Source organism: Herbaspirillum rubrisubalbicans (assembly GCF_003719195.1).
In the GTDB taxonomy this organism is placed as follows: domain Bacteria; phylum Pseudomonadota; class Gammaproteobacteria; order Burkholderiales; family Burkholderiaceae_D; genus Herbaspirillum; species Herbaspirillum rubrisubalbicans.
The window spans coordinates 1,605,271-1,616,991 of record NZ_CP024996.1 but is presented as its reverse complement, the minus strand read 5'-3'; the positions used below and the strand labels follow the sequence as shown (position 1 = coordinate 1,616,991).

The following is an 11,721-nucleotide window of genomic DNA, read 5'->3' as shown; positions in this document are numbered from 1 at the left end:
TTCTCTCTAAAAGGCGGTGCGGCCTGGACCAGCGATGCCAGGCCGCAAGCATGGCCGCCTTACTTCAACAGGACAGCACTGGCCCACTGACGGTCGATGTCATCCTTCTTCGCAGCGGCCTTTTCGATATCCAGCGCATGGATCTGCGGTGCATCGGGAAGCTGGACGGCGCTGTCGCCCGCCGCTTTGACGGCAATCGCCGGACGCACATAACCCTTCACGAACAGGGATTGGCCGATGTCGCTCATCACGAAGTTGAGCCACAGCTTGCCGGCATTGGGATTGGGAGCGTTCTTCACCAGGCTCATGGCATAGGGTGCGGAGACGCTGGCTTCGCGCGGAATGACGACCGCAATCGCATCCCCCATGCCATCGGTATATTTGGCCTTCAGACCATCGCTCTCGTAACCGATCCAGATGGGGATTTCACCCTTGAGGAACTTGGCATAGGGCGTGGTGGCTTCCACCCGCAGGACGTTGCCCGACTTGTGCAGCGTGGACAGGTAGTCCAGGCCGGGCTTGATCTGGTCCACGCTGCCGCCGTTGCCGTAGGCCGCTGCCAGCACGGTCACCTGGCCCACGCCGGCCGAACGCGGGTCCAGATAGACCACGCTGCTCTTGTATTGCGGCTTGAGCAGATCGGCCCAGGATTGCGGCACTTCCTTGACCAGCTTCTTGTTGACCAGGAAAGCGATGTTGAGCGAATGCACGGCGAACCACTTCCCTTCGGCTTCGCGGAACACCGGCGGCAGCTTGTCGAAGTTGACTGGCTTGTAGGGCGCCACCACATCCTTCTTCACCGCATCCAGCGCCGAAGCAGCGAAGTAGTAGGCCGTATCGGCCTGCGGGCGGCGGCGGGTCTTGTCCAACGCGACGACGGTGGCGGCCGAACCGAGATCGTTATAGGTCAGCTCCACTTCGGGATAGCGCTGCTTGAATGCAGAAAACAGCGCCTTCCAGTTGGCCCACTCCGGGCCAGTGTCGAAAGAGACGGCCATGCCTTCGGACTTGGCCTTTTCATACAGCGCGGCCTCGCCCGGATAGAGCTCCTTGAAATCGGCCGCCATGCTGGTGGCAGTGGACATGAACGCGGCCAAGAGGCCGGCGATGCGAAGGTACTTGATCATGGTGTTTCCCCGAGAATGAGATTGCTGGACAGGATCAGGATTGCAGAAGATAGATATCTTCCGGTTTGATGGAGATGCGATGCGCGGGCAAATCCGCGCCCTCGCCCAGGATCGCGGCAGTACCGCCCCTGGGGAAGAAGTCATAACGTTTGGTGGCGCCGAGATAGCGCACGGTTCTCAGTTCTCCCTCGATACAGTTCGGCGTGCGCGGATTGGCATCGACGCTGACGCATTCCGGCCGGATCAGCAGCCAGACCGGGGTGCCCACGGCCAGCTTGCCGGTCTGTGTCAGTAGCAGCTGGAAGCCGACATCCACGATGCCAGCGGCGACGACGCGGCCGGACAGTATGGTGGAATGGCCGACGAAGCCGGCCACGGCACGATTGGCCGGGCGCTCGTAGAGCTCCTGGGGCGTGGCGACCTGCAGCAGGCGCCCGCCATCCATGACGGCGATGCGGTCGGCGATGGCCAGCGCTTCTTCCTGGTCGTGCGTGACCATCAGGGTGGTGGCGGCAAATTCGCGCTGCAGAACCTTGATCTGATCGCGCAGATAGCCGCGGATGTTGACGTCCAGCGCCGACAGCGGTTCATCGAGCAGCAAGGCGCTGGGGCGGTAGGCCAGTGCGCGCGCCAGTGCCACGCGTTGCTGCTGCCCACCCGAGATCTGATGCGGCAGCCGTTGCGCCATTGCTGCCAGATCCACCATCGCCAGCATGTCGCCGGCCCGGCGGACCGATTCTTCGCGGGAGATGCCGCGCATCTTGAGACCATAGGCCACGTTGTCTTGCAGGCTCAGATGGGGGAACAGCGCGTAATGCTGGAACACCATACCGATATTGCGCTTGTGTACTTCCACACCGGTCAGGTCATGTCCATCCAGGACGATGTGCCCGCTTTGCTGGCGCAGCAATCCGGCCACCAGGCGCAGCAAGGTCGATTTGCCCGAACCGCTGGCGCCGATGACGGCCAGCAGTTCGCCCTTGGCGATGTTGAGACTGAGCTGATCGATACCATGCCGGCTCTGGCCATAGTGAAAAACGACATCGTTGAAATGCAGACCCATTATCGTTTGGCAAAATAAGTGGAGATGAGGGAGGCCATCGCAGCCAGCAGCAGCAACACCACCGTGGCCGCGCAGGCCAGGCCGGTAGCGCCGTAGAAGGCTTGCAGCAAGACCACCGGATACGTGCGATTGGAAAAACTGGAGAGCAGGTTCGACAGTCCGAATTCACCAATGGACAGGGCCGACACCATGGCCAGTCCAGAGATCAAGCTGTGGCCGAGATTGGGCAGCACGATGCCGAAAAAGCGCTGGGCAGCACTCGCACCGAGTGTGGCGGCTGCCTGCTCCAGCTGATCCAGCTTCAGATGGCGCAGATCGCTCAGGAGTGTGTTGGTGAGATAGGGCATGGTCTGCATGGTGTGCGCAGCGATCAGCAGCCCGAAGGAACCTTGCCAGGGCAGCCAGTCCGAATTGAAGACCAGCAGATAACCGAAGGCCAGTGTGATGGTCGGCACCGCGATAGGCATCGAGGCGATCAAGCCGGTAGCCACTGCCTTGGCACCACGGCCGTTCTTGTACAGATAGTAGGACAGCGGCACCGAGAGCAGCGTCGAGAGCACGCAGGTACACAAGGCCAGCGTCAGACTCGAAAAAAATGCGCGGCGCATGGACACGTCCTGCCACAGCGCGACGAACCAGGAGAGCGTGAATCCCTCCGGCAGCAGAGTGTTGGTCCAGGTCTGACCCACCGAGCCCACGCAGACCAGCGCGATGGGAAGCAGCAGATAAAGGCCATACGAAATTGAGATCAGTCTGAGTAACATCTTTCACTCTGTCCGAGGTGGCCCCGGCGGTATCGAGGAATGGTGGTGTATCGAATCGAACGAGATTCTAGTGCAGCTTTCCGGGCTGCATTTTGCGCATTCCGCATTCAACGATGATGGGCGCTCATCGCAACCACCAGAAAGCCACACCTGTTAAGCAGCGTCATGTTCCTGTCATATCCGCTTGGCAAACTGGCGCCCCGTCTGGCTTCCGGCCTGACGCGAGACGCCCTTCCCTGCCCGTCCCCATGAAGAGAATCTGTCCCACCATCCATGAGCTGCTGGCCTTCGAGTCATCGGCGCGCCATCTGAGTTTCACGGATGCCGCCGATGAGCTCTGCATCACGCCCAGCGCGGTCAGCCGGCAGGTCTCCAGCCTGGAAGAATTTCTCGGGGTGGCGCTGTTTCGCCGCAGCGGCAAGAAGCTGGTGTTGAGCGGCAACGGCAAGATGTATCTCTCCAAGGTGGCGCCAGGGCTCAACATCATCAAAGCGGCCTCGCTGGACATGCTAGCCGTCAGATCGTGCGACAGCTCATTGACGCTCTCCAGCGTCCCGACCTTCACCACCAACTGGCTGATCCCGCACTGGCCGCTGTTCCAGCAGATCTATCCGGACGCCAAGCTGAATTTCAAGGCACACGTTTCTTCGGACGAGATGTTTCCCTCGGACGTCACCGCAGCAGTGCGTTTTGGCAAGGGGACCTGGCCCAATGTGGTTTCCGAATACCTGATCGGCAACCGCTTCGTGGTGATCTGCCGGCCGGAAGACTTGAAAGGCGAACGCGCCATCAGGGGGGTGAACGATATCCATCGCCACACCTTGCTGCAGCACATCGAGGCGCCGGGCAGTTGGGAACTGTGGTGCGACCACGTGAAGATCGACAAGTCGCGCGCTCTGCTGGGACCGAGATTCGAGCAATACTCGGTGCTCATTTCAGCAGTGGTCAACGGCATGGGCATCGGCCTGGTTCCCGAATTCCTGGTAGGGCAGGAGCTGAAGAAGGGATTGCTGGTCAAGCCTTTTTCCACCAGTGTGGAAATCAATCAGGGGCACTATCTCTGCTATCCGAAGGAGCAATTGAACCTCCCCATTTTCAAGGCTTTCCGGACGTGGTTGCAGGCGGCCTGCTCTGATCCACGGGATGCGCATACCGTTGCGCCGCTGCGTGTTCCGGCCAATACCCTGGCCTGACAAGTTCACCTCGAATTGCGCTGCATGGTGCGCAGTCCGTCTGCGCATTGGTTAGGGCCTGTTCACATTTAATCTGCGAGTGCGAGAGGTCGCCAAGCGTTGTCTGCCTAGGCGCGGCGACGCGCCGTAGTGGTGCTACGGCAAGGAGCTGCAACAACGGCAGGCGACGCTTGGCGGCCTCTCCCGAAGGGTTGCCCCCAGAAGGCGCGCTGGCCGCGTTGCACGTCAGGGCTGGTGGCACCACCACCAGCCCTGACGCGCGCCTTGCCACCACGCCTTCTGGGGGCAACGCATCTCGCAGATTAAATGTGAACAGGCCCTAGTTTTTCCCCTCCTGCACTCTCTCGCAACCACCGTCGGTGATGCGTTGGCTGCTCATCGTAGTGTGCGAAAAACTCAATTTTCACCCTGCTTCGGCTTCATAGAATTAAGCCCGCTGCATCGCCTCCCTTTGCGGGCGCTTGTTGAAAACAGGCGCAAATCCCATGGGATGGATGTAGCAAACGACAGGCCACTTCTTTATGACAACAGGGGAAATCAACATGTCTTTCAAAGCAAATGCACTGGCCGGTTCGGTGATCGCCATGATCGTTCTGGCCTCACCTGTTCATGCGCAGAGCAACGTGACGGTGTATGGACGGCTTAACGTGGGCTTGGTCAATTATTCCGGCTATGGGCAAGGCCGTGGTGCGGCCACGCAGGAAAACAACCTCTCCAGCCGGATCGGCTTCAAGGGCCGCGAAGACCTGGGCGATGGGCTGGCGGCCACCTTCATGCTGGAGTCGGGGTTCAGTCCCGATACCGGTGCCGGCGCCCTCGGCAGCCGGGAAAGTTCGGTCGGACTGCAAGGCTCCTTCGGTTCGGTCAAGCTCGGCTACATGCTCAATCCGCTCGACGATCTGCATGGAATCGCCGGCCCGGGCTACCAGAGCAGCATGATGAACGACAATCTCAACGGCTTCTGGGCCAATGGCTACAGCAACACCTTCACCGACACCAGCGGCAATGCCGGAAGCACCGCCTGCACCCAGGTCGCCGGCAATGGCGGCGCGACCAACAGCTTTGCCTTTGATAGCCGTTTCGGCAATTCCATCCGCTATGACTCACCAGTGATCAATGGCTTCAGTGCCGCCACGCATCTGTCGCTGGGCGAAGTCACCGGCTGCAACGGCATGGCCTGGTCCAGCAAAGTGCAGTATCAGCGCGATGCCGCCATCGTGGCGCTGGATTACGATCTGCATCACAACGTGCGCGGCACGGCCTTGAATGACCAGCTCCTGATGTTGGCAGCCGGGTATTCGGTGACGCCTTCCCTCTATCTCGGCGGCTACTTCCAGGCGCTGAAATACAGCAACCCCGGATTGCGGGATCTACGCCAGAACGGCTTTGGCCTGACCGCGCGCAAGAAGGAAGGACAGCATACGCTGGAGCTGTCCTGGTACCACGCCGGGCAGGGACACGGCGACCAGACGCCGGTCTTCTCCGGCATCTATGTCGGCAATGGCAGCGCCTCCAACATCATCATGCTGGGTTACCGCTACGCGCTCTCCAAGCGCACCGAACTGTGGTCGCAACTGGTGCAGCTGCGCAACGGCAGCAATGCAAAATACGACATCGGCGGCGCCGGCAGCGCCGGAGGCAACGGGCTGGCGGGGCGTAACATCCGGGCGGTTGCGGCAGGGATCAAGCACGACTTCTGATTGCTGCAATCCATGAGACAGACCGCCCTGCATTCAGAGCATGGGCGGTCTGATCTCTTCATGCACCTGCTCGATCAGTCAATATCGTCAAGCGAGCGCGAGAGACCGCTTCATCCATGACACCGAGCGCACGCCAACTGGAAAATAATTTTCTGAGGTAAGCAAAATGCACTTTTCGGAGTACATTTTCGTTTTTTGCAGCCGCTCCTGTATCAACCATCACGCAGAATACGTGTTGGTGCCAGCTACAATCTGGCATCCAATAGCTGCTCCACCAACGTCGCCGATGTCCTTGAAAACATCGGCATCTTGGCTCACGATCCAAGGTTTATTTTCGCGCCGGCGTCCAATGCCGGCGTCTCTCCCAAAGAACTGCTAATCGTCATTCAACGATCAAAACGCGCGGTCAAGCTCAACGACTACCCCCGGAAATGAAAAACCTTCTGCTCCTGCTCTCTGTATTGTCCCTGCCCGGCTGCAGCCAGCCCGAAGGCACATGGCGGGCAACACAGGACGTGACAGTATTCAAGGCAGCCGATGAGGCCGATGAACCGGCTTTCCTCCTGCGCCAAGGAGAAACCTATGCCTTGGGCCGGGAGCAGATCGTCAAGGCCTTCATGTACCGGGAAGTCTCCTGCCCCCAGGGCAAAGGCTGGATCATCTACGAAGCGGGCTACCCTTTCGTGCGCAAGAATCCCCCTACTTCTGAGTGAAAATAATTTCCATGTCGAGCAGTATCATTTTTCCATTCATAGCTATATAATCGCTCCCTCTCCGAAAAAAGGCAGTTACGAGAGCCCCCATGAGGTCCGGCTGAACAAGGCTTTTGAAGGGGTGCGAGAACCGGCAAAAAGACGAAAATTGCCAGGACTGCAAAGAATTCAATAGAAAAAGGCTCTCGCACGCGAGGGCTTTTTTTATGGGCTACAGCTTTGCAAACTATTTATGCAACCCCGCCAAAAGCCGCTTCATAGCTGGAAACTTATCCCCGTTTTATGTGCATAAACTTGTGGATAAGCCATCCTCGCCCGACGCAAGCGGCGTCCCCGCCTGTCCTCCCAATAAACCGCACAAAATTTAGGCAGTAGACCACTACAGAAAATCATTTTCTTGCCTGGCCGGCAAGGGCATCGCGCAAGGCTTGCGCCAGCGTCGCGGCAGCCGGTTTCAGTACCCGCCCCTTCAACATGATCAAGCCCATGGAGCGGCTCAATACCGGACTCGTCAATGGTCGCGCCACGATGCCCTTGTAGGGGGCGTTGCGTAGGGCCAGCTCCGGTAGCAGCGCCACGCCCAGGCCGGCGGCGACCAGGCTGACTGCGGCGGCCACGTGATTGGTCTCGTACTGGATGACAGGGCGCTGCGGCATTCGCGAGAAGGCGTTGTCGATCAGGCTGCGATTGCCACTGCTCGAAGAGAGCGACACCAGCTTTTCACCGGCCAGCAATTTCCAGCTCAGCGTGGTGTGCGCAGCCAGCGGATGCTGCGCGGGCATCACGGCCAGATAGCGCTCGCGCGTGAGTTCCTGGAAATCGATCTCGGCTTCCTGCGCCCCGATGAAGTTGACGCCGAAATCGGCCTCACCCTTGCGCACGCTCTCCAGAACATCGGCGGCACTCTCATCGATGATGCGTACCCGCACATTGGCATGACTGCGCGCATAAGGCTTCAATACCCGTGGCAGCAGATTGTTGGCCACCGAGGGCACACACGCCACCGTCACATGCTCGCGCCGCTGCGCCATGCCCTGCTCCACGCTCTTGACGGCCAACTCCAGCTCTTCCATGACGGCCTGGGCATGAACCAGGAACAGCTCGCCGGCAGGCGTAAGCGAGACGCGTCGGGTGGTGCGGTCGAACAGCCGTTCCTGCAAGGCCTGCTCCAGGTTCTCAATGCGTCGGCTCAATGCCGGCGGGGTGATGAACAAGCCCTCGGCGGCAGCGCGAAAACTCGACTGGCGCGCTACGGCAATGAAGGCCTGTAATTCGGCGGTCTCGATATTGATGCGCATTTTTTATCAATCCACAGATTAAATGCAATTAACTTTTCAAAGGATTCTACTCAAACTGCCGGGTCTCATCCCAATCACAGCGAAATTAAAACGCTAACAGGAGATCCGCATGAACCGTATTTTCCGTACCTCCCGCACCACCCTCTTCCAGCGCAGCGTGCTGGCCCTGGCCTTGGGCGCAGTCAGCACGCTGGCTGCCGCCGCCGATATCCACGTGGTCAGCTCGGGCGGTTTCGCCGCCGCCTACAAGGCGCTGGCGCCCGTCTTCGAAAAGAAGACCGGCCACAAGCTCATCTCCGGCTGGGGCCCCTCCATGGGTCAGACGCCGCAGGCCATCCCCAACCGCCTGCAGCGCGGCGAGCACATCGACGTGGTGATCATGGTGGGCGACTCGCTGGACAAGCTGGTCGCAGAGGGCAAGGTCTCCAAGTCCGAACACAAGCTGCTGGCGCTCTCGCGCATCGGCCTGGCCGTCAAGGCTGGCGCCCCGAAGCCGGATATTTCCACCCTTGACGCCTTCAAGCGTACCTTGCTCACCGCGCACTCGGTGGTCTATTCGGACAGCGCCAGCGGCGTGTTCCTCTCCACCAAGCTCTTCAAGCGTCTGGGCATCGACCAGCAGATGGCCTACAAGGCACGCATGATCCCGGCCGAGCCGGTGGGTCAAGTGGTGGCGCGTGGAGAAGCCGAAGTTGGACTGCAGCAGATCTCCGAGCTCAAGCCCGTCAAGGGCATCGACATCATCGGCCCCATCCCCGAAAGTGCCCAGCAACTGACGCCCTTCTCGGCCGGTGTGGTGGTGGGCACGCATGAGCCGCAGGCCGCCAAGGAATTGCTGGACTTCCTCGCTTCGCCAGAAGCCGAGGCCGCCATCAAGGCGTCGGGCCTGGATCCGGCACCGCGCTGAAGAATGTGAAGAAAAGCGCTGAAGTACTGCAGTAGAGAGAGAAAGAGAGAGACCGACATGACCAAAACAACCCAAACCGCCAAACGACACTCCAAGCTGTCCACCGTCCTGCGTGTGACCAGCGGCAATTTCCTGGAGATGTTCGACTTCTTCCTGTATGGCTTCTACGCCAGTTACATTTCGAAGACTTTCTTCCCGTCGGACAACGAGTTCGTCTCGCTGATCCTGACCTTCGGCACCTTCGGTGCGGGCTTTCTGATGCGTCCTCTGGGCGCCATCATCCTGGGCAGCTACATCGACCGCGTAGGTCGTCGCCAGGGGCTCATCGTGACCTTGGCCATCATGGCCCTCGGCACGCTGCTGATCGCCTTCGTGCCCGGCTACGCCACCATCGGCATGGCCGCACCGATCCTGGTGCTGACCGGGCGGCTGTTGCAGGGCTTTTCGGCGGGGGTGGAATTGGGTGGCGTGTCGGTCTATCTGGCCGAAATGGCCACGCCCGGCAACAAGGGCTTTTACGTGAGCTGGCAGTCGGCCAGCCAGCAGGCCGCCATCATGGCCTCGGCCCTGATCGGCTACCTGGTGAGCCAGTCCTTGTCGCCGCTGCAGATCAGCGAGTGGGGCTGGCGCATTCCCTTCTTCATCGGCTGCATGATCGTGCCGGCCATCTTCATCATCCGCCGCTCGCTGCAGGAGACCGAGGAATTCCTGGCGCGCAAGCGTCATCCCAGCTTCGGCGAGATCATGACCTCCATCGGTCAGAACTGGAAGATCGTGGTGGCCGGCATGATGATGGTGGTGATGACGACTGTGTCGTTCTACCTGATCACGGTCTATACCCCGACCTTCGGCAAGAACGTGCTCAAGCTGTCGGCCTCCGACAGTCTCATCGTGACCTTCTGCGTGGGCTTGTCCAATTTCTGCTGGCTGCCCATCATGGGTGCGCTGTCGGACCGCGTGGGACGTCGTCCGGTGCTGGTGGCCTTCACCTTGTTGACCTTGCTGACGGCCTATCCGGTGATGTCCTGGCTGGTCTCGGACATCAGCTTCAAGAACCTGCTGATCACCGAACTGTGGCTGTCCTTCCTCTACGCCAGCTACAACGGCGCGGCCGTGGTGGCGCTCACCGAAGTGATGCCGGCCCACGTGCGCACGGTCGGCTTCTCGCTGGCCTATAGCCTGGCCACCGCCATCTTCGGCGGCTTCACGCCGCTGGTCTCGACCTGGTTGATCGAAACCTCGGGCGACAAGGCCGCACCGGGTTACTGGATGAGCTTTGCCGCCGTCTGCGGACTGATTGCCACGCTGGTGCTGTATCGCGGCAAGGGAGCCACAGCAGCGGCGCTCACCTCGTCCGTTTGAAATAGCACCAGCGGCGGCTCCTGCTGCAGCCGGAATACGCCCACCAACTCACGCAGCCGCTGCGACTGGTCTTGCAAGGACTGGGCAGCGGCTGCGGCCTGTTCCACCAGCGCAGCATTTTGCTGGGTGGTTTCATCCATGTGGGTAATGGCCTGATTGACCTGTTCGATCCCGGTACGCTGCTGCTGCGTAGCCATGCTGATCTCGCCGACGATATGCGAGACGCGTCCGACACTACCCACCACCTCTTGCATCGTCGACCCCGCCTGTTCCACCAGACGTCCTCCGATATCGACCTGCGCCACGGAATCATCGATGAGCGCCTTGATCTCCTTGGCCGCAGTGGCCGAACGCTGTGCCAACGAACGCACTTCCGAGGCCACCACCGCAAACCCCCGTCCCTGCTCGCCGGCTCGCGCCGCTTCCACCGCTGCGTTCAAGGCCAGGATATTGGTCTGGAACGCAATCCCGTCGATCACGCCGATGATATCGACGATACGGCGCGAGGCTGCACTGATGCCGTGCATGGTCGAGACCACCTGCTGCACCACCTCGCCACTACGCGCGGCGACCGCCGACGCCTCGGCGGCCAGGCGGTCGGCTTGCTGGGCGTTATCGGCATTCTGGCGTACGGTGGAAGTGAGTTCCTCCATCGCAGCCGCGGTTTCTTCGAGCGAACCGGCCTGCTGCTCGGTGCGTGAAGAAAGATCGAGATTGCCACCGGCGATCTCGGAGGAGGCCGCAGCGATGGTCTCAGCACCGCTGCGCACGTCGAAGACGATGCGGGTAAGGCTGCCATTCATCTGGCGCAGCGCCTCCAGCAGTTGACCGATTTCATCGCGCGCGCCGGCCTGGATCTGATGGCACAGGTTGCCATCGGCCACCTGTTGCGCCACCTCCACGGCATGGCGCACCGGTCGCGTGACAGAACGCGTAGCCCACCAGGCAAAACAGCCGCCCACGGCTACCGCCAGCATGGCCATGGCCAGCATGATCAGGGTTTTTTGATGGTATTGATCGGCGGCCTGCTGACCGCTGCGTTCCATCATCTGGCTGCCGACCGCGATATAGCTCTTCAGACGTGCGATGTATCTATCCTGCTCCTGCCGCAAGCTACCCAGCAGCAATTGCGCCGCGTCCATGGTGGCGCCGGTGGAAGCCAGTTGCAAAAAGCGTTGCTGGCCCTGCTGGTACGCAGCCCGCAGGGCCTGTATCTCGGCGAAGGACTTGCGCCCCTGCTCGCTGGACAGGCGCGCCTGCAACCTGGAGAGATCCTCGCCGATGGCCGCCTCGCCCTTGGCGATCAGGGCCACTTCTTCGGTCAATTGCTGATGGTCGTCCAGCAGTAGCAGGTTGCGCATGGCGCTGGCATTTTCGCTGATGCGTAACAGGACGTCATTGGCCAGCAATACCTGCGGGTAACGGTCCTCGACGATCTGGCGGGTTCCCTGGTGCAGCGTGGAGAGACTGGCAATGGCCAGTGCCGTGATCCCGGCCAGCAGCGTCAAGACCAGGCCGAAGCCCAACCCCAGTCGGGCACCCAGTTTGAGGTTTGCAATCATGATGTTTTTCTCCGCAACGCAAGAATGCCGAC

At 60.5% G+C, this 11,721-nt stretch carries 10 protein-coding genes; 5 read left to right on the top strand and 5 right to left on the bottom strand.

Annotated elements, in window-relative coordinates; genetic code table 11:
* Positions 1–59: 59 nt before the first annotated feature.
* From RC54_RS07155 to RC54_RS07145, 3 genes are read right to left on the bottom strand one after another with little or no spacing between them, the layout of a single operon-like run.
* Positions 60–1,127, bottom strand: coding sequence for an extracellular solute-binding protein (locus RC54_RS07155; protein ID WP_017455206.1), 1,068 nt, complete (start codon positions 1,125–1,127; stop codon positions 60–62).
* Between the two features lie 34 nt (positions 1,128–1,161).
* Positions 1,162–2,190: an ABC transporter ATP-binding protein gene (locus tag RC54_RS07150; RefSeq protein ID WP_061789049.1), complete on the bottom strand. Its 1,029-nt coding sequence runs from the start codon at positions 2,188–2,190 to the stop codon at positions 1,162–1,164.
* Entirely contained in the window at positions 2,190–2,954 is a 765-nt protein-coding gene (locus tag RC54_RS07145; RefSeq protein ID WP_017455208.1) for an ABC transporter permease, read from the bottom strand. The genes RC54_RS07150 and RC54_RS07145 overlap by 1 nt, the downstream gene beginning before the upstream one ends.
* Positions 2,955–3,202: 248 nt before the next feature.
* Between RC54_RS07145 and RC54_RS07140 the strand changes: the two genes are divergently transcribed.
* The 3 genes from RC54_RS07140 to RC54_RS07125 all read left to right on the top strand — a co-directional run bounded on the left by RC54_RS07140 (position 3,203) and on the right by RC54_RS07125 (position 6,560).
* A complete protein-coding gene (locus RC54_RS07140; RefSeq protein WP_061789048.1) occupies positions 3,203–4,147 on the top strand; it encodes a LysR substrate-binding domain-containing protein in 945 nt (314 codons plus the stop codon).
* 542 nt (positions 4,148–4,689) lie between these two features.
* The gene (locus RC54_RS07135; protein WP_061789047.1) at positions 4,690–5,847 is read left to right on the top strand and encodes a porin; all 1,158 of its coding nucleotides are present in this window, start codon (positions 4,690–4,692) and stop codon (positions 5,845–5,847) included.
* 431 nt (positions 5,848–6,278) lie between these two features.
* Positions 6,279–6,560 carry a hypothetical protein gene (locus RC54_RS07125; protein ID WP_082803070.1) on the top strand — a complete coding sequence of 94 codons (282 nt, stop codon included), beginning with the start codon at positions 6,279–6,281 and terminating at the stop codon, positions 6,558–6,560.
* A 389-nt stretch (positions 6,561–6,949) separates the two neighbouring features.
* Here the strand turns inward: RC54_RS07125 and RC54_RS07120 are convergent, their stop codons facing one another.
* Positions 6,950–7,858 carry a LysR family transcriptional regulator gene (locus tag RC54_RS07120; RefSeq protein WP_058894755.1) on the bottom strand — a complete coding sequence of 303 codons (909 nt, stop codon included), beginning with the start codon at positions 7,856–7,858 and terminating at the stop codon, positions 6,950–6,952.
* Positions 7,859–7,967: 109 nt separating this feature from the next.
* On the opposite strand from RC54_RS07120, the gene RC54_RS07115 reads away from it, so the two are divergent.
* Both RC54_RS07115 and tcuC read left to right on the top strand, forming a co-directional pair.
* Positions 7,968–8,765, top strand: coding sequence for a substrate-binding domain-containing protein (locus RC54_RS07115; RefSeq protein WP_058894754.1), 798 nt, complete (start codon positions 7,968–7,970; stop codon positions 8,763–8,765).
* 57 nt (positions 8,766–8,822) lie between these two features.
* Positions 8,823–10,127 carry an MFS transporter gene (tcuC, locus tag RC54_RS07110; protein WP_058894753.1) on the top strand — a complete coding sequence of 435 codons (1,305 nt, stop codon included), beginning with the start codon at positions 8,823–8,825 and terminating at the stop codon, positions 10,125–10,127.
* Here the strand turns inward: tcuC and RC54_RS07105 are convergent.
* Positions 10,028–11,689, bottom strand: a complete 1,662-nt coding sequence (locus RC54_RS07105) for a methyl-accepting chemotaxis protein (protein WP_058894752.1) — start codon at positions 11,687–11,689, stop codon at positions 10,028–10,030. The genes tcuC and RC54_RS07105 overlap by 100 nt on opposite strands.
* Between the last annotated feature and the right edge of the window lie 32 nt (positions 11,690–11,721).